Below are 21,103 nucleotides of genomic sequence, written 5' to 3'. Positions count from 1 at the left end.
CGATGTCGAAAGAGTCCCGCAAATTCAAGGTTCCCGACGCGCTGGCGAACGTCTACGACTTCGCCAACACGCTCGATGTCCGCCATTTCACGCATTTCGGCGTGGCGCACCCGCAGGGCGACGAGCTCGGCGGGCCGAAGCAACTGGCGGACTGGATGCGGGAACGCGGTCTTGGGGGGGAGGGCGGACGTGTCACGCCCGCAATGCTCGAGACTGCGCTACAGCTGCGCGGCGCCTTGCGCGATTATCTGCAGTGCGAGCCCGCCGAGCGGCGCCGCAACAAGGACGTTCTCGACGCGCTTGACCGCGCTCTCGCGCCGTTTCCATTGCGGGTGGAGGCGCGTGCCGGGCGCGGCGCAATATTGTCGGCGGCACGCGAGGATGCGCTTGGCGGCCTCTCGACGATCGCGATTGAGCTTCACGATGCCACGCTGCTGGGAACGCTCGACCGACTGAAGATGTGCGCGTCCGAGGAATGCTGCCGGGTGTTCTTCGACCGCTCGAAACCATCGACGCGGCGCTGGTGCATGTCGACGCTGTGCGGAAACCGCGTCAAGACGCGTGCCTATCGCGAGCGGCAACGCGAGGCGAAATAGATCTCAGGCGCGGTAATGGCCCGACTTGCCGCCGAGCTTCTCGACGAGATGGATGCCCTCGATGCGCACCCCGCGCTCGACCGCCTTGATCATGTCGTAGATGGTCAGGCACGCGACCGACACGGCCGTGAGCGCCTCCATCTCGACGCCGGTCGGTCCCGTCACCTTCACGCTGGCGCGGACGAGGCAGCCGGGCAGCTTCTTGTCGGGCTCGATGTCGACGGTGACCTTCGACAGCGCGAGCGGATGACAGAGCGGGATCAGCTCCGAGGTGCGCTTCGCCGCCATGATGCCGGCGATGCGCGCGGTGCCGAGCACGTCGCCTTTCTTGGCGTTACCCGAGACGATCAGGTCGAGCGTCGCCCTGGTCATGACGACGCGGCCTTCGGCGACGGCGAGCCGCTCGGTCGCGGGCTTCTCCGAGACGTCGACCATCCGCGCCTCGCCGGAGGCGCCGATATGGGTGAGGGCAGGGCTGGCCTTCGCTCTTGACGGCTTGGATGCAGACGGCTTGCGCGCCATGTCAGCGCGTGCCCGTGGCGCGCGCTGCGGTCTCACGCGTGAGCAGGGTGCGCGTGGCGGCGGTCACGTCGGCCTGCCGCATCAGGCTTTCGCCGACCAGGAAGGTCGACATGCCGACGCGCTCGAGCCGCGCGAGGTCTGCGGGCGTGAAGATGCCGCTCTCGCCGACCATCAGCCGCTCGCCGGGGATCAGCGGCGCCAGCGTCTCGCTGGTGGCGAGCGTGGTCTCGAAGGTGCGCAAATTGCGGTTGTTGACGCCGATCATCGGTGAGCGGAGCTTCAGCGCGCGGTCGAGCTCGGCGCGGTCGTGGATTTCGATCAGCACGTCCATGCCGTAGGCGAGCGCCGCGTCTTCGAGATCTCTTGCCGTGGCATCGTCGAGCGCCGCCATGATGATCAGGATGCAGTCGGCGCCGTGCGCGCGCGCTTCCGCCACCTGATAGGTGTCGAACATGAAATCCTTGCGCAGCACCGGCAGCGACGTCGCCGCGCGTGCGGCCACCATGAAGTCTAGATGGCCCTGGAAAGAGGGTGTGTCGGTCAGCACCGACAGGCAGGCCGCGCCGCCGGCCTCATAGGCCTTGGCGAGCACGGGCGGATCGAAGTCGGCGCGGATCAGGCCCTTGGAGGGCGAGGCCTTCTTCACCTCGGCAATCAGCGCGAAGTCGCCATTGGCGTGCTTGGCCTTGATGGCGCGGACGAAGCCGCGGGGAGCAGCTTGCGCCTTGGCCCTGGCCTCGACGTCCGAGAGCGGCTGCGCGCGCTTGGCGGCGGCGATCTCTTCGCGCTTGTAGGTTTCGATCTTGGTCAGGATGTCCGACATGGGAAACTCAGCCGTTCGAGACCGCGATCAGATGCTTCAGCCGCGCGCTTGCCGCACCGCTGTCGAGCGATTTCGCACCGATCGCGACGCCTTCCTTCAGATCCTTGGCGCGGCCGGCCACGACCAGCGCGGCCGCGGCATTCATCAGCGCGACGTCGCGGTACGGGCTCGGCTTGCCGTCGAGCACGTTTTGCAGCGCGACCGCGTTGGCGTCGGCGTCACCGCCCTTGAGCGCACCGGGCTCGCAGCGCGACAGGCCGGCCTCTTCCGGCGTCACCTCGAAATTCCGGATCTCGCCCTTGTGGAGCGCGGAGACGAAGGTCGGGCCGGTGAGGGTGATCTCGTCGAGACCGTCGGAGCCGTGCACGACCCAGGCGGATTCGGAGCCGAGGTTCTTGAGCACCTGCGCCAGCGGCTGCACCCATTGCCGCGAGAACACGCCGACCATCTGCCGTTTCACGCCGGCCGGGTTGGACAGGGGCCCGAGCAGGTTGAAGATCGTGCGGGTCGCAAGCTCGACCCGGGTCGGGCCGACGTTCTTCATCGCGGGATGATGGGCGGGCGCGAACATGAAGCCTATGCCGCATTCGCGCACGCAGCGACCGACCTGCTCCGGCCGGAGGTCGATCTTGACGCCGAGCGAGGCCAGCACGTCGGCGGCACCCGAGCGCGACGACAGCGCGCGGTTGCCATGCTTGGCGACCGGCAGGCCGGTGCCCGAGACGATGAAGGAGGCGCAGGTCGAGACGTTGACCGAGCCGGAGCCGTCGCCGCCGGTGCCGACGATGTCGACGGCATCTGCCGGCGCATCGACGGTGAGCATCTTGGAGCGCATCGCAGACACTGCGCCGGTGATCTCGTCCACGGTCTCGCCGCGGACCCTGAGCGCCATCAAGAGGCCACCCATCTGCGAGGGCGTGGCCTCGCCGGACATCATGGCGTCGAAGGCGGAAGCGGCTTCTTCACGCGACAGGCTGGCGCCGGTCGCCACTTTTCCAATTATCGATTTCAGGTCGTCCATCGCGTGCTTTCAACTCACTGGTTCGCGCCGGTCACCTGCGCGAAGGCGGCCTGATTAATGGTGGTCCCGATGTCGGTTTCAAGCTTGTTGACGTAGGCGGCGACCTGCTCCTCGGTGAGCGCGCGGTCGAGGCTGTCCTTCAGCTTCTTGACCGCATCCGAGGCGGCATCGACCGTGGGGTCGATGATGTCGGTGACGCGGAAGACGATCACCTCGCTGCCGCCGCTCGCGGGCGTCTGCCCGACGCCGTCCTTGGCGGTGCGGAACGCGGCCGCCACGACGGCCGCGGGCACGCCCGCGGGCGAGTCGTCGCGCTTGAAGCCCGAGGCGGTCTCGACCTTGACGCCGATCGCGGCGGCTTCATCGGCGAGCTTGCCGCCGGCTTCGAGCTTCTGCACCATCTCGGTCGCCTTGGTCTTCAGCTTGGCGGCGATCTGATCCTGGCGCCAGCGCGCCTCGACCTGGTCGCGGACCTCGTCGAGATTCCGGTCGCGCGAGGGCGTGATGGCGAGCACGTCGTACCAGACATAGCCGCCCTTGAACGAGATCGAGTCGTTGTCGACGCCGACATCGGTGTTGAAGGCCTGCGACACCACGTCGAGCCCCTGCGGGATGTTGGCGACCGGCTGGCCGTTGGGCGCGCGGCCGGAGCGGTCGACGGCGTCGATTGTCACGGCGGTGAGGCCGAGCTTCTGCGCCGCGTCGATCACGCTGGAGCCGCCGCCGCGCTCGTCCTCCATCTTGTCGCGGAGATCGGCGACCTTGACGCGTGCGCGCTCGGTGGCGATCTCGCGCTTGATGTCGGCTGCGACCTTTGCAAAGTCCGGCTCGACACCGGGCTCGATCTTGTCGACCTTGACGATGGAGACGCCGAGGGCGCCCTGGATCGGCTGGCTGATCTCACCTGCGGGCAGCGCGAAGGCGGCATTCCCGACCGCGGAGTCGAGCGACGATTTGGTCACGAGCCCAAGGTCGACGTCCGAGGCGCTCAGCCCGCGCTCCTTGCCGAGATCCTCGAACGACGTGCCGGCGACCAGGCGCTCGCGAGCGACCTGCGCATCGGCGGCGTTCGGGAATACGAGTTGCTGGATTTGGCGCCTTTCGGGTGTGCCGAACCGGTCCTTGCGCTGATCGAACACCTTCCTGGCGTCCTCGTCCGACACTTCGGTCCACTTGCCGATCTCCTCCGGCGAGACCACGACGAAGGCAATCTTGCGATATTCGGGGGCGCGGAACTGGACCTTGTGATCCTCGAAATAGGCGGCGAGCGCCTCGGGCGAGGGCGCATCGATCTGACCCGCCTGCGCCGCGTCGAGCCTGACGAACTCGATGGCGCGCTGCTCGTTCTGGAACCGCGTCAGCACGTCGATCATCGCCTTCGGCGGCTCGAGGCCGGCGCCGATCGTGCCGGTGAGCTGCCGGCGCAGCGACACCTTGCGCTGCTCGGAGACGTAGCGCTGCTCGGTGTAGCCGAAATTGCGGATCACGGCCTGGAAGCGGTTGGCGTCGAATTTGCCGTCGACGCCTTTGAAGTTGGGGTCGTTCATGATGACCTGGCGGATCTGCTCGTCGGACTGGCCGAGCCCGAGCCGGCGCGCCTCTTCGTCGAGCGCGGCCTCCGCGATGGTCTGCTGCAGCACCTGGCGATCGAGGCCGAAGGCGCGCGCCTGGTCAGGCGTCAGCGGGCGGCCGAACTGGCGGCTGATCTGCTGCAGACGGTCGGTGTAGATCTGGCGGAACTCGTTCAGCGAAATCTCGGTGTGGCCGATCTTGGCCACCGTGGACTGACCGAAGCCCTTGAAGATGTCGGCGATGCCCCAAATGCCGAAGCTGATGATCAGCACGCCCATCACGATCGCCATAATGGTCTTGCCGACCCAGTTTGATGAGGCCTTGCGCATTCCTCGAAGCATTTGGTCCAACTTGTTTTGGTCAGGAGGGGAACGGGAGCGCGTCTTAATGCAGATTCCGCAAAAGCGCCTCACCAAATTGATCAATCATCATAAAGTGGTGGCTTTGCCCCCGCAACCTCAGGTCAGGCGGTCCCCCAGAGCTGCGGTTAAAGGCCTCTGGTCTCTGGAACTGCCGCGACAGCTCTGCTAGCGCATGCGCAAACCTCATTTTGCTGGAAATTGACATGACCGATGCCATCCGACCCCTGATCGCCGGCAACTGGAAAATGAACGGCCTGAAAGGTTCGGCTGCCGAATTCGACGCCATGCTCAACGGCGCGGCAGATGTGGCTGCCAAGGCCGACCTGCTGGTCTGCCCGCCGGCGACCCTGATCGCGGCCTTTGCCGACAAGGCGCGGGGCAAGATGGTCGCGGTCGGGGCCCAGGATTGCCATCCCAAGGCCTCGGGCGCCCATACCGGCGATATCGCCGCCGAAATGCTGGCGGATGCGGGGGCGAGCGCCATCATCGTCGGCCATTCCGAGCGCCGCGCCGACCACGGCGAGGGCGATGCCCTTGTCAGGCAGAAGGCGGAAGCCGCCTGGCGCGCCGGCTTGGTCGCGATCGTCTGCATCGGCGAGACCCAAGGCCAGCGCGATGCCGGCCAGACCCTGGATATCCTGCGCGGCCAGCTCGACGGCTCGCTGCCGGACGCCTCTACCGCCGCCAACCTTGTCGTGGCCTATGAGCCGGTCTGGGCGATCGGCACCGGTCTCACCCCCACGGCCCAGGATGTTGAGCAGATTCATGGCTTTATCCGGGAGTTCCTGACCTCACGGTTTAGGGCCGAAGGGGCGAAGATGCGCATCCTCTATGGCGGCTCGGTCAAGCCGTCCAACGCGGCCGAGCTAATGGCGGTCAAAAACGTCAACGGCGCCTTGGTCGGCGGTGCCAGCCTGAAGGCGGCCGATTTCCTTGCGATTGCCAAGGGCTGCCCCTAGCTATTTCAAACCGTCGGCATGAGCCCGATCGGGGGTGGCAATGCCCCTCCCGATCGTGTAACACCGCGCAACTTCAGGAAAACCCGCGAAGCGCGACCGGCCGCCGTCAGGCGCTGCCCGCTTGTGACGGAAGGACATTATGCAGACCGTTGTCATCGTCATCCACCTCATGATCGTTGCCGTCATGATCGGCGCCGTCCTGCTCCAGAAGTCGGAAGGCGGCGGCCTCGGCATGGGCGGTGGCGCGGGTTTCATGTCGAGCCGCGGCACCGCGAACCTTTTGACGCGGACCACCGCGATCCTTGCTGCCGGCTTCTTCCTGACGAGCCTGTTCCTGTCCTGGCACGCCGGGTACAACCGCGCACCTTCGTCGATCATTGGCCAGCCGGCCTCGCAGAGCCAGCCGGCCGGCGGCGCGCCGATCTCGGCGCCGACCTCGGGCGGCATCCTCGACACGCTGAAGAAGGCCGACGAGCAGCAGCAGAACCAGGCGCCGTCAGGCCCGCAGGTGCCGCGCTCGCAATAAAGCAGGGGGGCCATGCAGGGCGGTGGCTACCGTCCTGCATCAACAATCCCCATCAAGGCTCTGTCAGCACTCTCAGTTTCGGATCACCCACAGGCCCGCAGAATCTTTGGGGCGGAATACGAATCGCTTTGGCGAATCGAATTCGAGGGATTAGAGGTTAAGTCCCATGGCGCGGTACATATTCATCACCGGCGGCGTGGTTTCCTCGCTCGGCAAGGGTCTGGCTTCAGCGGCACTCGGTGCGTTGTTGCAAGCCCGGGGCTACAAGGTCCGCCTCCGCAAACTCGATCCCTATCTCAACCTCGATCCCGGAACGATGTCGCCGTATCAGCACGGCGAAGTGTTCGTGACCGATGACGGCGCGGAGACCGATCTCGATCTCGGTCACTACGAGCGCTTCACCGGGCGGCCGGCCACCAAGGCCGACAACATCACGACGGGGCGCATCTACCAGGACATCATCTCCAAGGAGCGCCGCGGCGATTATCTCGGCGCGACCATCCAGGTGGTGCCGCACGTGACCAATGCCATCAAGGAGTTCGTCCTCGACGGCAATGACGAGTACGATTTCGTGCTGGTCGAGATCGGCGGCACCGTCGGCGACATCGAGGGCCTGCCGTTCTTCGAGGCGATCCGCCAGCTCAAGAACGAGTTGCCGCGCGACCACGCCGTCTACATCCATCTCACGCTGCTGCCCTACATTCCGAGCGCCGGCGAATTGAAGACCAAGCCAACGCAGCATTCGGTAAAGGAGCTGCGCTCGATCGGCATCCAGCCGGACATCCTGCTGTGCCGTACCGACCGCGAGATCCCGAAGGAGGAGCGGCGCAAACTCGGTCTGTTCTGCAACGTGCGCGAAAGCGCCGTGATCGAGGCGCGCGACGTCGACAACATCTACGCCGTCCCCGAGGCCTATCACAACGCCGGCCTCGACGACGAGGTGCTCGCCGCCTTCGGCATCGCCTCGCGGATTCCGCCGGAGCTGCGCAGCTGGCAGCAGATCAACGAGCGCGTCCGCAATCCCGAAGGCAACGTCACCATCGCCATCGTCGGCAAATATACCGGCATGAAGGATGCGTATAAGTCGCTGATCGAGGCGCTCTCGCACGGCGGCATCGCCAACAAGGTGAAGGTCAATCTCGACTGGATCGAGAGCGAGATCTTCGAGAAGGAAGATCCGGCGCCGTTCCTCGAGCACGTCAACGGCATCCTGGTGCCCGGCGGATTCGGCCAGCGCGGCGCCGAAGGCAAGATCAAGGCGGCGCAGTTCGCGCGCGAGCGCGACGTGCCGTATTTCGGCATCTGCTTCGGCATGCAGATGGCGGTGATCGAGGCCGCGCGAAACCTCGTCGGCATCGAGGACGCCAACTCCACCGAGTTCGGCCCGACCAAGGAGCCCTTGGTCGGCCTGATGACGGAATGGCTGCGCGGCAACGAGCTCGAGAAGCGCTCGCAGGCCGGCGATCTCGGCGGCACGATGCGGCTCGGCGCTTATCCCGCCGCGCTCAATCGCGGCAGCCGTGTCTCGCAGGTCTATGGCGGCGCGACTGAGATTTCCGAGCGCCACCGCCACCGCTACGAGGTCAACACCGCCTATAAGGATCGCCTCGAGCAGCACGGGTTGAAATTCTCCGGCCTGTCGCCCGACGGTGTGCTGCCTGAGATCGTCGAGTACGAGGATCATCCCTGGTTCATCGGCGTGCAATTCCATCCGGAGCTGAAGTCGCGGCCGTTCGAGCCACACCCGTTGTTCGCCTCGTTCATCCAGGCGGCGATGGTGCAGAGCCGGCTGGTCTGACGGCTCAGCGCGCGGTCGAATAGCCGCGCGCTTGCTGCATCGGCGCCAACGCGACCCGCGCTGATGGTTCGGGCGCAAGCGATCCCGTGATCAGCTTCATCTGCGGCCGCCGCGTCAGGCGGTAGACCGCGGCGGGCGGCACGTTCAGCAGGGCGCGGTCCACGAGCTTTGCGCGCAGGCCCAGCCGGTCGAGCACGGGCCGCGGCACCGGGCAGCTCATGCCGTAGGTGAACTGGTAGAAGGCGCCGCCGGGGCGGACGTAGCTGAACGCGCCGCTGAGGATCGACATCACCTTGCGTCTCGACATGTTGAGCAGCGGCAGGCCGCTCACGACCGCGCCGACGGGTGCGCCGTCATAGAGGCGCTCGGTTGCGAGCCGTGCCGCGTCCATCCACAGCACGCGCGCGCCGGGAAAGCGCATTTGCAGCAGCTTCATGAAGTCGGAGCCGTATTCGATCAGCGTCAGATCCTGCGGCCGGACGCCGCGTTTGAGCAGCTTGTAGGTGAACGCGCCGGTGCCGGGACCGAGCTCGAGGATCGGACCTGTCGTTGCAGAGATCTCGCGCGTGATGAGATCGGCGAGCGCCGCACCCGATGGTGCGATGGCGCCGACCTGACGCGGAGACGACATCCAGGACAGGAAGAACGAAAGAAAATCGTTGGGCATGCGCACTCCGGCATCTGGTTTGCACCTCCTAAAGATTCGAGGTGTGACGGATGCAATGTTGCGGAGGCGCATTGCGACAGCATTGCGCTGCCAGAAGCGGATGCGGCTTGAATCAGCTCTGTCGCGCCGGCGGCAGCGTCATCCTGAAACAGGCGCCACCATCCGGTCCGTCCGTCACCGAGACGTGGCCGCCATGCAGCTGCACGATTTCGCGCACCATGTTGAGGCCGAGTCCGGCACCGCGATCGAGCGGCGCCAGCCGGTAGAACGGCTCGAAGATCTGCTCGCGCTGATCGGCGGGAATGCCGGCGCCTTCATCGGTGACCTCGATGCTCCCAGGGCTGCTGACGCGAATTCCGATAATGCCGCGGCGAGGGCCATGCTGGATCGCATTCTGCACGAGGTTGGTCAGCGCGCGCTCAAGCGCCGCCGCATCGCCGATCGTCTCGATCGGTGCCGGTGGGGCATCGAGCGCCAGCTCGTAGCCTGCGGCGATCGCCAGTGGCGCGAGGTCGGCGGCTACGCTTTGCGCGACGGCTGCGAGATTGACGCGCGTGAAGGGATGGCCGCAGCGGTCGAGCCGCTGGATGTCGAGCAATTGCTCGGCAAGGGTTGCGAGCCGCGCGGCATCCTCGAGCAGGCGGGTCTTGTCCGGCCCCGGCGCAAGCGACTCCAGGCGCGTGTTCAGGATCGCGATCGGCGTGCGCAGCTCGTGGGCTGCGTCGGCGACGAAGCGCTTGTGGCGCGCATAGCCCTGGTCGAGCCGTGCCAGCGCATCATTGACCGCAGTCACGAGCGGCACGACTTCCAGCGGAATCCGCTCCACCGAGAGCCGCGCGCCGCGCTGATGGATGTCGATGCGCCGCGCCTCGTCCGCCGTGGTATCGAGCCCCCTGAACGCGCGCTGCACGATCATCGGCGTCGCGATGAATGTCGCCGTCCCCATCAGCAGCAGGCCGGGCAGGGCGATGCCGAGGAACGCAAGCGACGTCGTCAACAGCGCCTTGGCGCCCGTCAGTCGTCCCTGCGTCGCCGTGATGATTTGCACATTGCCGGCATCGGTGTCGACCCGCTTCAGCCGCGCCGCCGGCTTGCGCGGATCGTCCTCGAACATCTGCCAGCCGAGCCGGGCCTGGCTGATCTGGTCGAGGCCGGCGCCGATCGCGGCGAATTCGGCCGGCACGGCGCCTTCGCTGAGGACGCGACCCTGCCGGTCGCGGACCAGGAACCAGAGATCGGGCGTCTCGCCGCGCAACTGCGTCAGCTCGGCCGTCGGCCGCAGGGCCAGCGCGCCTTGCGCATCGCGCGTGAGCGCGCGCTGGACGACATCGATGACACGGTCCTCGTCGCGCCCGGCGAGCACGAAGCCCGATGCGCACAACGCTCCGACCACGACCGCAACCAGTGCAAGGAGCAGTGCGGCCTGGAGCGATAGCAGGCGCCAGCTCAGCCGTGAGCGCAGGCAATAGGGATCGTGGTGTTTGCTCATGGCAGCTTCTTGAGGAGATAGCCAACGCCGCGAATCCCATGGATCTCGACGCCCGCCTCGGCATCCGCGAGCTTTCGCCTGAGCCGCGAGACGTGCGTGTCGAGCGCGTTCGACTGGATCTCGTCGTCGAAATTGTAGACCGCTTCTTCCAGGGCCGAGCGCAGCACGGTGCGCCCCATGCGGCGGATCAGGGCTTCGAGCACCAGGAGCTCCCGGCGCGGCAGCTCGAACGGCGCACCGTCGATGCTGGCTTCGCGATGACTGAGGTCGAAGGCGATGCGGCCGGCACGGATGATTTCGGGAGACAGGCCCGCGGGCCGCCGCAGCACTGCACGCAGGCGTGCGAGCAGCTCCTCGACCGCGAACGGTTTTGCAAGATAGTCGTCGGCGCCGCTGTCGAGCCCGGCAATGCGGTCGGCGAGTTCGCCGCGCGCGGTGAGGACGATGATCGGCACGCCGTCGGCGCGCGCGCGAAGCTTGGGGATCAACGCGAGGCCGTCGCCATCGGGAAGCTGGCGGTCGAGCAGGACCGCGGCATGGACGTCGGCGGAAATGGCCTCTTCCGCCTCGGCGAGCGTCGGGGCATGGTCCACCACCATGTCGTAGCGCTTCAGCGCCGAGGCCAGTGCGCCGGCCATTTCCGCCTCATCCTCGACGAGCAAGATCCGCATGTATGGGCACCTGAACCACAACTGAGCCTTTGTAGCGGCCCGATCATTGCGGCAGCATTGCGGGGTCTGCCGCAGTACCGGAAGCTCAAGCCATGCGCAGAACGCCACAGGGGCGGCCGGGCGGCGCTCAAGACACCGTCGGGGCCAGCCGCTATAACCGCCCGACCTGTTCAGGGAGGAGCCAAGAATGATCTACGAAATGCGCATCTATCGCTGCGTGCCCGGCCGCCTGCCGGCGCTCTTGAAGCGGTTTGAGACGGTCACGCTGAAACTGTGGGAGAAGCACGGCATCAAGCAGGCCGGGTTCTTCACCACGCTGATCGGCGAATCCAACCAGGAGCTGACCTATTTCCTGGCCTGGGACTCGCTCGCCGAGCGCGAGACGAAGTGGGGCAAGTTCATGACCGATCCGGACTGGATGAAAGCACGCGCCGAGAGCGAAGCGGATGGCCAGATCGTCGGCAACATCGTCAGCCAGCTCCTGACGCCGACGGCCTTCTCGGCGGTGAAGTAGGAACCTGCCGATACTAGGGCGGCGCCGGCAGCCCCGGCGCAACCCTGATATTCTGACAGCCCGCGCCGAATAGGGTTGATCCGACCCTCATGGCGGCTATGGTCGCGCCGAAACGAGGGATTTGCCTTGAGCTCTTCGACGTCAGCGGCGCCGGTCGTCACCATCGGCAAGGTCAATTTCGGCAATGACCTGCCGATCTCGATCATTGCAGGACCCTGCCAGCTCGAAAGCCGCCAGCATGCGCTGGAGGTGGCCTCCGCGCTGAAGGAGATCGCCGCGCGGCTGAACATCGGTCTCGTCTACAAGACCTCCTTCGACAAGGCCAACCGCACCAGCGCGTCCGCCGCGCGCGGCCTTGGTCTTGCGCAGTCGCTGCCGATCTTCGCGGAGATCCAGTCCTCGCTCGGCCTGCCGGTCCTGACCGACGTGCACGAAGCCACGCAATGCGCCGAGGTGGCGCAGGCCGTCGACATCCTGCAGATCCCGGCCTTCCTGTGCCGGCAGACCGATCTGCTGCTGGCGGCGGCCGCCACCGGCAAGGTCGTCAACGTCAAGAAGGGCCAGTTCCTGGCGCCCTGGGACATGGCCAATGTCGTGACCAAGATCACGGGCGCGAACAATCCGAATGTGCTGGTGACGGAGCGTGGCGCGTCCTTCGGCTACAACACGCTGGTCTCCGACATGCGCGCGCTGCCGATCCTGGCGCGCACGACCGGCGCGCCCGTGATCTTCGACGCCACCCATTCGGTGCAGCAGCCGGGCGGGAAGGGGACGTCCTCGGGCGGCGAGCGCGAATTCGTGCCGGTGCTGGCGCGCGCGGCGGTGGCGGTCGGCGTTGCCGGCGTCTTCATCGAGACCCATCCCGATCCCGATCGGGCGCCCTCCGACGGCCCCAACATGGTGCCGCTGCGCGAGTTCGAGGGGCTGATCGCTCAGCTGATGGCGTTCGACGCGCTGGCCAAGAATACGTCAAAGGGCATCACGCGCTGATGCACCAGCCTGTGATAGGGCCGTCCTCCGATCAGAAGTTTCCGCCCGCGATCAACATCATCGCGCTCGCCAGCTTCTCGGCGGCGTTGTCGACGCGGGCGCTCGATCCAGTTCTGCCGCATGTCGCCGAGGATTTCTCGGTCAGCATCACGACCGCCGCCAGCATCGCGGCGGGCTATGCCTTGATCTACGCGCTGGTCCAGCCCGTGATCGGCGCGGCTGCCGATCTGTTCGGCAAGGCGCGCCTGATGACGCTGTGTCTGGCGCTGCTCGGCGTCGCCTGCATTCTCGGCGCGATCGCGACGACTTTCTCGGGCCTGTTCGCAAGCCGCATCCTGGCCGGCATCGCCTCCGGCGGCGTGTTTCCGGTTGCGCTCGGTCTCACCGCCGACCTCGTCGCGCCAGCCAAGCGGCAGGTCGCGATCGGGCGCACGCTGGCGGGGTCGATGACCGGCAATCTGCTCGGCGCGAGTGCCTCCGGCATCATCGGCGATCTCATCGGCTGGCGCGGCGTGCTCATGATCCTCGGCGGGCTCGGTCTGATCGCAGCCGTTGCCGTGGCCGCCGGCTTCCGCGGTGCCGCGCTGACGGCGCCCCCGAAAACCGACCTGAAGACCTTGCGCCAGGGCTACCGCACCATCTTCGCCAATCCCAACACGCGCTATTGCTACTCGGCGGTGTTCGTCGAGGGCTGTTGCGTGTTCGGCCTGTTTCCCTTCATCGCCGCGCTGCTGTTCGATCTCGGCGAGAAGTCGCTGTCGATCGCGGGCATCGTGATCGCGGGCTTTGCCATCGGCGGGCTGTTCTACACGTTCACAGTCTCGCGCTTTCTGCCCTGGCTAGGCGTCAAGGGCATGATGATCGCGGGCGCGAGCCTCGTCGCCCTCCAGCTCGGCGCGCTTGCCTTCGGTCCCGGATGGAAGCTGCAATTCGCCAGCATGCTGGCGATGAGCTGGGGCTTCTACATGATCCATGGTTGCTTGCAGGTGTTCGCCAGCGAGCTGTCGATCGGCGCGCGGGCGACGGCGATGTCGCTGCATTCGTTCTTCTTCTTCATGGGGCAGACGGTTGGCCCGATCGCCTATGGCTTTGGCCTTGCGCATGCCGGCAAGGTGCCGACCCTGAGCGTGAGCGCGGCGATCATGGTGCTGCTGGGCCTCGTCTGCGCCCGGCTGCTCAAGCCGCGGGCGCCGTCGGACGCGCGGGCCTGACGGAAGTATCGAGCTACCGGCTTTCGGTATTTCTTCCGGAAAGAACGGTCGATCACGAAGAACACTGGCTCTGCTTGCCACGGTAGGCGCCGCATAATCATATGGACGCGCCCCTCAGCGGTTGAGCTCGCGCTAGCCCCGCCCGCGATACGGCGCGACACCCTGCTCGGGCACCCACAGGCCCTTCGGCACGCGGCCGGTCTGCCAGAACACGTCGATCGGGATGCCGCCGCGCGGATACCAATAGCCGCCGATGCGCAGCCATTTCGGCTTGATCTCGCTCGCGATACGCTTGCCGATCATCACGGTGCAGTCCTCGTGAAAGGCGCCGTGGTTGCGGAAGCTCGCGATGTAGAGCTTGAGCGATTTCGACTCCAGCAGCCACTGGCCCGGCGCGTAGTCGATCATCAGATGCGCGAAATCCGGCTGCCCCGTGACCGGGCAGAGCGAGGTGAATTCCGGCACGGTGAAGCGCACCAGATAATCGGTGCCCTTTTGCGGATTGGGCACGCGGTCGAGCTGGGCTTCTTCCGGCGTGTGCGGCCATTCGACCGCGCGGCCGAGCTGGAGGGATTTTTTTGCCATCGTTACATCCTGTTCGAGCATGATCCGGTCTTCCGAAAGATCATGCTCAACGAAAAACCGGAACGCGATAAGATCGCGCTCCAGAGGGTGCCGGGATGGACGCAAATGCCGCTGCCGTCAACCGGCAGCGATCGTCTGGATCACGACGATCCGGTCGTTGCCGGACTCGCAGCCCCAGAGTTCGCCGGGGCGGCCGTCGAGTTGGCGGACATTGGCATTGGCCTTGTTGCTGGCGAACACGTTGAACGCCTCGGTGGCGGGATCGAAGCGGACGATCGCGTTGGCGGAGAAATCGGTGAGCCAGACCTTGTCCTTGTTATCGACATAAACCGCATAGGTGCGGGGGCGTTCGCCCGGCAGCTTCCACGTTTTCCATGAGCCGTCGGCGGGATCGTGCACCGACACGTGCCCGCTATTCCACTCGCTGACCCAGATCCGGTTCTTCGAATCCGACCAGACCCGCCGCGAGCCCTGGTCCGGCGTCGGCGGTTCGACCACGCTGGCGTTGCCGGTCGCAAGATCGATCCTGGCGATGTAGCTGCCGGCGAGCGAGGCGTACCAGACGTCGCCCTTGGGCGTCACCGCGATGCCGTAGGGGCCGACGCCCTTCGCTGCCTTGAACACATCCATCTCGCCCGACGTCGGCTTGAGCCGGCCGTAGTAGCCGGACTGGCCGGTGAACCAGTAGGTGCCGGTCTTGTCGAACACGCCGGTGTTGAGATTGGCGTAGGCGAACTTTTCCGGCAGTCGGAACAGCGTGACCTTGAGATCAGACGGATCGACCCGCGCGATCGCGTTCTGGCCACCCTCGGTGATCCAGGGCGCGCCGTCGGGGCCGATGGTGACGCCGTGCGGAGCGGCGCCCTGGCCGAGGCTGACGGTCTTGAAGCTGCCATCCCGGGGATCGAGCCTGCCGAGCAGGCCCTTGCCCTGGGCCGTGAACCAGACCGTGCCGTCGGGCGCGGGGGCGAGGTCGTGCAGGCCAATGCCGGCGCTAATGGGGAAATATTTCGTCCGGAACGGACCCTCCTGCGCAAAAGATGGACGGGTCGCGAGGAGGGCGGCGCTTGAGGCAAGAAACTGGCGGCGATTCATGGCGTTACCCCGACTGTCTCAGTTTGAGGTTGGACGCGCAGATCAGGCGGGGTGAAGCTTAGTCCGAGCCACTTCACGCGTCAGTCGAAGCCCGCCCTCCAAGCGTTCACATTTGCTTGCGGCCCGTGTAAGACCCGCGGCACCGATCAGCCCTAACGAACGGAAGTGCACATCATGACCGCCATCATCGACATTATCGGCCGCGAAATTCTCGATAGCCGTGGCAATCCCACCGTTGAGGTCGACGTCGTGCTGGAAGATGGCGCGCTCGGCCGCGCTGCGGTGCCCTCCGGTGCCTCGACCGGCGCCCATGAGGCGGTGGAACTGCGCGATGGCGACAAGACCCGCTATCTCGGCAAGGGCGTCACCAAGGCGGTGGGCGCCGTCAACGGCGAGATCTTCGAGGCCCTGAGCGGCCTGGACGTCGAGCAGCAGGCCCAGATCGACCAGATCATGATCGACCTCGACGGCACGCCGAACAAGAGCCGGCTCGGGGCCAATGCCATCCTCGGCGTCTCGCTCGCCTGCGCCAAGGCGGCCGCGAACTCGCTCGACATGCCGCTCTATCGCTACGTCGGCGGCACCTCGGCGCGGCTGCTGCCGGTGCCGATGATGAATATCATCAATGGCGGCGTGCACGCCGACAATCCGATCGACTTCCAGGAGTTCATGATCCTCCCGGTCGGCGCGTCCTCCTTCGCCGAGGGCCTGCGCTATGGCGCCGAGGTCTTCCATACGCTGAAGTCGGAGCTGAAGAAGGCCGGCCACAACACCAATGTCGGCGACGAGGGCGGCTTCGCGCCCAACCTGCCGTCGGCGGACGCCGCGCTCGAATTCGTCATGAACGCGATCGGCAAGGCCGGCTACAAGGCCGGGACCGACATCGTGCTCGGCCTCGACTGCGCCTCGACCGAGTTCTTCAAGGACGGCAAGTACGTCTATGAGGGCGAGGGCAAGACCCGCTCGATCTCCGAGCAGGCCAAGTACCTCGCGGACCTCGTCGGCCGCTATCCGATCGTGACGATCGAGGACGGCATGTCGGAGGACGACATGGACGGGTGGAAGGAACTGACCGATCTCATCGGCAAGAAGTGCCAGCTCGTCGGCGACGACCTCTTCGTCACCAACGTCAAGCGCCTCGCCGAAGGCATCAAGGCCGGCCGCGCCAACTCGATCCTGATCAAGGTCAACCAGATCGGCACGCTGACCGAGACGCTCGCCGCTGTCGAGATGGCGCACAAGAACGGCTATACCTCCGTCATGTCGCACCGCTCCGGCGAGACCGAGGATTCCACCATCGCCGACCTCGCGGTCGCCACCAATTGCGGTCAGATCAAGACCGGCTCCCTTGCACGTTCCGATCGCACCGCCAAATACAACCAGCTCCTGCGCATCGAGCAGCAACTCGGCAAACAGGCGCTCTATGGCGGCAAGGCGGCACTGAAGGCGCTGGCGTAAGCCAGCGTCACCGCGCGAAGCGCGAAACACGGACAGGGAGGATCGGACATGAGCGACGGCAAGACCGGACTGCAACTGCGTTCGCTGCTCAAGAAGAGCGGCGAACTGGAATTGTCCCTCGTGAATGTCCCGACTCCGGAGCCGGCGGACGACGAGGTCGTGGTCCGCGTCGAGGCGACGCCGATCAATCCGTCCGATCTCGGCCTGTTGATCGGCGCGGCCGACATGTCGGCCGCCAGGGCGTCCGGCACCAAGGAGATGCCGGTCATCACCGCGACGATGCCGGAGGGCGCGATGCGGATGATGGCGGCGAGGTTCGACCAGTCACTTCCGGTCGGCAATGAGGGCGCCGGCACGGTGATCGCGACCGGTGCGTCGGATGCTGCGAAAGCGCTGATGGGCAAGACGGTGTCGATGATCGGCGGCGCCATGTACACGCAGTATCGCGTGCTCAAGGTCCGCGACGTCATGGAGCTGCCGGCGGGCACCACGGCCGCAGACGGCGCGTCCTGGTTCGTCAATCCGCTGACCGCGCTCGGCATGACCGAGACGATGCGGCGCGAGAACCATAAGGCGCTGGTGCACACGGCCGCGGCCTCGAACCTCGGCCAGATGCTCAACAAGATCTGCATCAAGGACGGCATCGGCCTCGTCAACATCGTTCGCAGCAAGGAGCAGGCCGACATCCTGCACAAGATCGGCGCCAAGCACGTTGTCGATTCCTCCGCGCCGAGCTTCATGGACGATCTCACCAATGCGCTGGTCGAGACCGGCGCCACGATCGCCTTCGACGCCATCGGCGGCGGCAAGCTCGCAAGCCAGATTCTCACGGCGATGGAGGTCGCGGCCAACAAGACCGCGAAGGAATACAGCCGCTACGGCTCCAACGTGTACAAGCATGTCTACATCTACGGCAGCCTCGACACGCGTCCGACCGAGCTGAACCGGTCGTTCGGCCTGAGCTGGGGCGTCGGCGGCTGGCTGTTGACGCCGTTCCTCCAGAACATCGGTCCGGCCGAGATCGGCCGCCTGCGCCAGCGCGTGGCGTCGGAGCTCAAGACCACCTTTGCCAGCCACTACACCAAGGTGGTGTCGCTGACCGAGGTGCTCGATCCCGCCAACATCGCGGTGTACGCCAAACGCGCCACCGGCGAAAAATTCCTCATCAACCCAAATAAATAATCGTGACGTGCGGCGGCGTCCGGGCCTGATCGAACTTACGCCTGAGCGGTGGGGCGGATAACGATCTCGCCGACGTCCACGCTATCCGGCTGCGCTATCGCGAAGGCCATCGCTTCCGCGATGGCGCTAGCCGGAATTGCGATCGCCTTCATGCTTGCCTGCCCTTGCTCCCGTAACGCCGAATCCGTCATGGAGGACGGCAGTTCGGTGTCGACGTAACCGGGGGAGATGTTCGTCACCCGAAGGGCCGGGCCGGCTTCCTGACGAAGCCCTTCGGAGATCGCCCTGACGGCATTCTTTGATCCCGCATAGACGGCCATCGTTGGAACGATCTTGATGCCGGCGGTCGACAATGTATTGACGAAATGGCCGAAGCCCTGGCGACGGAAGACGGGCAGGGCGGCAGCTATTCCGTAGAGCACGCCCTTCACGTTCACGTCTATCATGTCATCCCAGTCGTCGACCCTCAGATCATCCAGTCGGGAAATCGGCGCGATCCCGGCATTGTTGATCAGGACATCCAGCTTTCCGTACCGGTCTCTCGCCAGATCGACCAGCGCGGCGACATCGTCGCGTCGTCGAACGTCAGTGACGCGAGACAAAGCCTCTCCGCCCGTTGACGCAATGCTCGCGGCCAGCGTTTCCAGCCTCTCGGCGCGCCTCGCGCCGAGGATCACGACGGCGCCCCGTTCGGCGAGAAGTCTGGCGGCGGCTTCGCCAATACCGCTGCTCGCGCCCGTAATCGCGATGACCTTGCCTGCGATACCCGTCATGGATGTTCCTTCCAGCGTGTTGCGAGATGAACTTCGCATCGGGATCGCGGATGATCTATGCTCAAAGCGCTCGAAAATCGTCGAGATCGGATCAAGCGATCGGATTGAGTATCGGATTGAGCCTTGGACCCAGCGCACGACCCTCTGTCTCAAGTCTTCTCGCTCCTGGATGTTCGCGCCGCGCGCTGCACGCGGTTCGCGGCCGGCGGCAATTGGTCGTATCGGTTCCCGGCCAAGCCCGCCCTGAAGTTCGGTGCGGTCATCCGCGGTGATTGCTGGATCGACTTCGGCGACGAAGCCAGTCACCGGCTCGCCACCGGCGACTGTTTTCTGCTGGCGAATGCACCGGCCTATGTCCTGGCCAATGACGAAGACGTGGCGCCCGAAGACGGGATAGCTTCGTTCGATTGGGCGCAATCCGACGTCGCGCGTCGCGGGGGCAGCGACACCGTTCTTCTTGCGGGTAGTTTTGCGATCGAAGCGTCAGGCGCCGAATTGCTGCTCGATGCGCTGCCCCGCTTTCTGCTCATACCGTCGCGCAGTCCGTCGGCAACCGTCATTCAGTCCACGCTGCAGATTCTCGATCTCGAGATCAGGGGAACGGGAATCGGCGCGGACGTTCTCACCGACAGGCTCGCCGACGTCCTGCTCATCCAGGTGCTCCGTGCGGCGCTGGATCAGAGCGCCAGCGAAGGCTTCGGATGGATCGGCGCATTGGTCGATGCGAGGATCGGCAAGGCGATCAGGTTGATGCATGCGGACGTCGCCCACCCCTGGACCCTGGATGCGTTGGCCGGCGCAGCCGCCATGTCGCGATCCGCATTTTCGAGGCGGTTCAAGTCATTGGTGGGGCTGGCGCCGCTCGACTATTTGCTTCGATGGCGCATGCGACTTGCATGCGATCGGCTGCGTCGTGGAGCGACGAGTTCGGCAACCGCGACGCAGGTCGGGTACTCTTCGGAGAGCGCCTTCGGGCATGCCTTCAAACGCGTCTACGGCCATGCACCGAAGCGGTATTGGCGCAGACATGCCACTGGCGAAAAATTCCCCACCACTTCGAATAAATAATCGTGACGAGCGGCGGCACGTCACCGAAAGAAGGTCTTGCCTTCTGAGCGAAGCTGGAGATTATTCCGCCGCCATTGAAAGCGGAAAAACCGCAGGGCGCTCAGAAGGGGACCTCTCCATGACTGATCTCAATCGCCGTCATCTGCTCGCAGGCGCCGCCGCCATCGGCGCGGCTGCCGCCACCGGGCTTCGCCCGACCATCGCCGATGCCTCGGTGCCGCCAGCCGGGACACAGGCGCCGGGCTTCTATCGCTACAAGGTCGGCAGCATCGAGTGCACCTCGATCAATGACGGTGCGCGCACCTTCCCGATGCCCGACAAATTCGTCAGCAACCTGTCGAAGGAGGAGGCGCTCGCCGCAGGCGAGGCCGCCTACATGCCCAAGGGCATGGTCACGGTGCCGTTCAACCCGCAGCTCATCAACACCGGCCCCAAGCTGGTGCTGATCGACGCCGGCAACGGCGTCGCCAATCTCGAGCCGAGCAAGGGCGCGGTCGGCCGCACGCTGCAGAACCTCCAGGCCGCCGGCGTCGATCCCAAGAGCATCGATGTGGTGCTGCTCTCGCATCTGCATCCCGACCACACCAACGGCATTCGCCTCGCCGACGGCGCGCTCGCCTTCCCGAATGCGGAGATCATGGTGCCGGGCAAGGACTGGGAGTTCTGGACCAGCGCTGACAACGCCGCCAAGGCCGAGTCCAATCCGATGATGAAGAACTACTTCGCCAACGTGAAGAAGACCTTTGACGGCCTCGAGTCCAAGGTCACGAAATACGAGTGGGGCAAGGAAGTCGCGCCGGGCATCACCTCGATCGCGACGCCGGGCCACACGCCGGGTCACACCTCGTTCGCGGTCGCCTCGGGCGACAAGAAGGTCCTGATCCAGTCCGACGTCACCAACATTCCGGAATTCTTCCTGCGCAATCCGGATTGGCACGTAGCGTTCGACAACGATCCCGCGCTGGCGCAGGAGACCCGCCACAAATTCTACGACATGGCCGCGGCGGAGAAGGCCACTGTCGTCGGCTTCCACTTCACCTTCCCCTCGGTCGGCCATGTCGAGAAGGACGGCGCCAAATATCGCCTGATCCCGTCGGCGTGGAATCCGACGATCTGAGTGGATTTGCAGATTCGCACGAAAGATCGGGCCGCCACTTGGCGGCCCGATTGTTTTTGGTCACCATCTGCTTTCGCGAAACGCAGCGTTTCCAAATCGGACCG

The 21,103-nt window shown here is 65.6% G+C and carries 21 protein-coding genes; 11 read left to right on the top strand and 10 right to left on the bottom strand.

Features of this window, described 5'->3' with window-relative positions; all coding sequences use genetic code 11:
- The first annotated feature begins 2 nt into the window (after positions 1 to 2).
- On the top strand, positions 3 to 596 hold the full coding sequence (locus tag WN72_RS26420) for a CGNR zinc finger domain-containing protein (protein WP_027559391.1): 594 nt from the start codon (positions 3 to 5) through the stop codon (positions 594 to 596).
- 3 nt (positions 597 to 599) lie between these two features.
- Here the strand turns inward: WN72_RS26420 and moaC are convergent, their stop codons facing one another.
- The 4 genes from moaC to WN72_RS26400 are packed head-to-tail and all read right to left on the bottom strand — an operon-like array spanning position 600 to position 4,875.
- Complete coding sequence (gene moaC / locus WN72_RS26415; protein ID WP_027559390.1) at positions 600 to 1,118, bottom strand: cyclic pyranopterin monophosphate synthase MoaC; 519 nt, start codon at positions 1,116 to 1,118, stop codon at positions 600 to 602.
- A gap of 1 nt (position 1,119) precedes the next feature.
- Entirely contained in the window at positions 1,120 to 1,941 is an 822-nt protein-coding gene (gene trpC / locus WN72_RS26410) for an indole-3-glycerol phosphate synthase TrpC (protein WP_092214088.1), read from the bottom strand.
- Positions 1,942 to 1,948: 7 nt separating this feature from the next.
- Positions 1,949 to 2,962, bottom strand: a complete 1,014-nt coding sequence (trpD, locus tag WN72_RS26405; RefSeq protein ID WP_027559388.1) for an anthranilate phosphoribosyltransferase — start codon at positions 2,960 to 2,962, stop codon at positions 1,949 to 1,951.
- 14 nt (positions 2,963 to 2,976) lie between these two features.
- On the bottom strand, positions 2,977 to 4,875 hold the full coding sequence (locus WN72_RS26400; protein ID WP_092214090.1) for a SurA N-terminal domain-containing protein: 1,899 nt from the start codon (positions 4,873 to 4,875) through the stop codon (positions 2,977 to 2,979).
- Positions 4,876 to 5,099: 224 nt separating this feature from the next.
- On the opposite strand from WN72_RS26400, the gene tpiA reads away from it, so the two are divergent.
- The 3 genes from tpiA (at position 5,100) to pyrG (ending at position 8,179) form a co-directional block, all read left to right on the top strand.
- The gene (tpiA, locus tag WN72_RS26395) at positions 5,100 to 5,855 is read left to right on the top strand and encodes a triose-phosphate isomerase (RefSeq protein WP_027559386.1); all 756 of its coding nucleotides are present in this window, start codon (positions 5,100 to 5,102) and stop codon (positions 5,853 to 5,855) included.
- A 139-nt stretch (positions 5,856 to 5,994) separates the two neighbouring features.
- Positions 5,995 to 6,381, top strand: a complete 387-nt coding sequence (gene secG / locus WN72_RS26390) for a preprotein translocase subunit SecG (protein ID WP_027559385.1) — start codon at positions 5,995 to 5,997, stop codon at positions 6,379 to 6,381.
- A gap of 166 nt (positions 6,382 to 6,547) precedes the next feature.
- Positions 6,548 to 8,179, top strand: a complete 1,632-nt coding sequence (gene pyrG, locus WN72_RS26385) for a CTP synthase (RefSeq protein WP_027559384.1) — start codon at positions 6,548 to 6,550, stop codon at positions 8,177 to 8,179.
- A gap of 4 nt (positions 8,180 to 8,183) precedes the next feature.
- Here the strand turns inward: pyrG and WN72_RS26380 are convergent, their stop codons facing one another.
- The 3 genes from WN72_RS26380 to WN72_RS26370 form a co-directional block, all read right to left on the bottom strand.
- Entirely contained in the window at positions 8,184 to 8,846 is a 663-nt protein-coding gene (locus WN72_RS26380) for a class I SAM-dependent methyltransferase (RefSeq protein WP_027559383.1), read from the bottom strand.
- Between the two features lie 112 nt (positions 8,847 to 8,958).
- Positions 8,959 to 10,335: a sensor histidine kinase gene (locus tag WN72_RS26375; RefSeq protein WP_092214095.1), complete on the bottom strand. Its 1,377-nt coding sequence runs from the start codon at positions 10,333 to 10,335 to the stop codon at positions 8,959 to 8,961.
- Complete coding sequence (locus WN72_RS26370) at positions 10,332 to 11,006, bottom strand: response regulator (protein ID WP_027559381.1); 675 nt, start codon at positions 11,004 to 11,006, stop codon at positions 10,332 to 10,334. Before WN72_RS26370 ends, WN72_RS26375 begins: the two co-directional genes overlap by 4 nt.
- Before the next feature lie 187 nt (positions 11,007 to 11,193).
- Here WN72_RS26370 and WN72_RS26365 point away from each other — a divergent pair, with 187 nt between their 5' ends.
- The 3 genes from WN72_RS26365 to WN72_RS26355 all read left to right on the top strand — a co-directional run bounded on the left by WN72_RS26365 (position 11,194) and on the right by WN72_RS26355 (position 13,721).
- A complete protein-coding gene (locus WN72_RS26365; protein ID WP_027559380.1) occupies positions 11,194 to 11,520 on the top strand; it encodes an NIPSNAP family protein in 327 nt (108 codons plus the stop codon).
- Between the two features lie 126 nt (positions 11,521 to 11,646).
- Positions 11,647 to 12,510, top strand: a complete 864-nt coding sequence (gene kdsA, locus WN72_RS26360) for a 3-deoxy-8-phosphooctulonate synthase (RefSeq protein WP_092214097.1) — start codon at positions 11,647 to 11,649, stop codon at positions 12,508 to 12,510.
- Positions 12,510 to 13,721 (top strand): MFS transporter, encoded by a 1,212-nt coding sequence (locus tag WN72_RS26355; protein WP_092214099.1) that lies wholly within the window; start codon positions 12,510 to 12,512, stop codon positions 13,719 to 13,721. The genes kdsA and WN72_RS26355 overlap by 1 nt, the downstream gene beginning before the upstream one ends.
- Positions 13,722 to 13,853: 132 nt before the next feature.
- Here WN72_RS26355 and queF read toward each other — a convergent pair whose 3' ends face one another.
- Positions 13,854 to 14,327, bottom strand: a complete 474-nt coding sequence (gene queF / locus WN72_RS26350; protein WP_092214100.1) for a preQ(1) synthase — start codon at positions 14,325 to 14,327, stop codon at positions 13,854 to 13,856.
- Positions 14,328 to 14,423: 96 nt separating this feature from the next.
- Entirely contained in the window at positions 14,424 to 15,401 is a 978-nt protein-coding gene (locus WN72_RS26345) for a Vgb family protein (protein ID WP_092214102.1), read from the bottom strand.
- A 174-nt stretch (positions 15,402 to 15,575) separates the two neighbouring features.
- On the opposite strand from WN72_RS26345, the gene eno reads away from it, so the two are divergent.
- The gene (eno, locus tag WN72_RS26340; RefSeq protein ID WP_092214348.1) at positions 15,576 to 16,859 is read left to right on the top strand and encodes a phosphopyruvate hydratase; all 1,284 of its coding nucleotides are present in this window, start codon (positions 15,576 to 15,578) and stop codon (positions 16,857 to 16,859) included.
- A gap of 48 nt (positions 16,860 to 16,907) precedes the next feature.
- Entirely contained in the window at positions 16,908 to 18,041 is a 1,134-nt protein-coding gene (locus WN72_RS26335; protein ID WP_092214104.1) for a zinc-binding dehydrogenase, read from the top strand.
- Positions 18,042 to 18,076: 35 nt separating this feature from the next.
- Here WN72_RS26335 and WN72_RS26330 read toward each other — a convergent pair whose 3' ends face one another.
- On the bottom strand, positions 18,077 to 18,814 hold the full coding sequence (locus WN72_RS26330) for an SDR family oxidoreductase (protein ID WP_092214105.1): 738 nt from the start codon (positions 18,812 to 18,814) through the stop codon (positions 18,077 to 18,079).
- A gap of 123 nt (positions 18,815 to 18,937) precedes the next feature.
- Between WN72_RS26330 and WN72_RS26325 the strand changes: the two genes are divergently transcribed.
- Together WN72_RS26325 and WN72_RS26320 are read left to right on the top strand one after the other, a co-directional pair.
- Positions 18,938 to 19,882: an AraC family transcriptional regulator gene (locus WN72_RS26325; RefSeq protein WP_035729687.1), complete on the top strand. Its 945-nt coding sequence runs from the start codon at positions 18,938 to 18,940 to the stop codon at positions 19,880 to 19,882.
- 118 nt (positions 19,883 to 20,000) lie between these two features.
- Complete coding sequence (locus WN72_RS26320; RefSeq protein ID WP_027559370.1) at positions 20,001 to 20,999, top strand: MBL fold metallo-hydrolase; 999 nt, start codon at positions 20,001 to 20,003, stop codon at positions 20,997 to 20,999.
- Positions 21,000 to 21,103: the final 104 nt, after the last annotated feature.

This window comes from Bradyrhizobium arachidis (genome assembly GCF_015291705.1).
Taxonomy (GTDB): Bacteria; Pseudomonadota; Alphaproteobacteria; order Rhizobiales; family Xanthobacteraceae; genus Bradyrhizobium; species Bradyrhizobium arachidis.
This window is presented reverse-complemented; position numbering and strand designations above follow the sequence as displayed.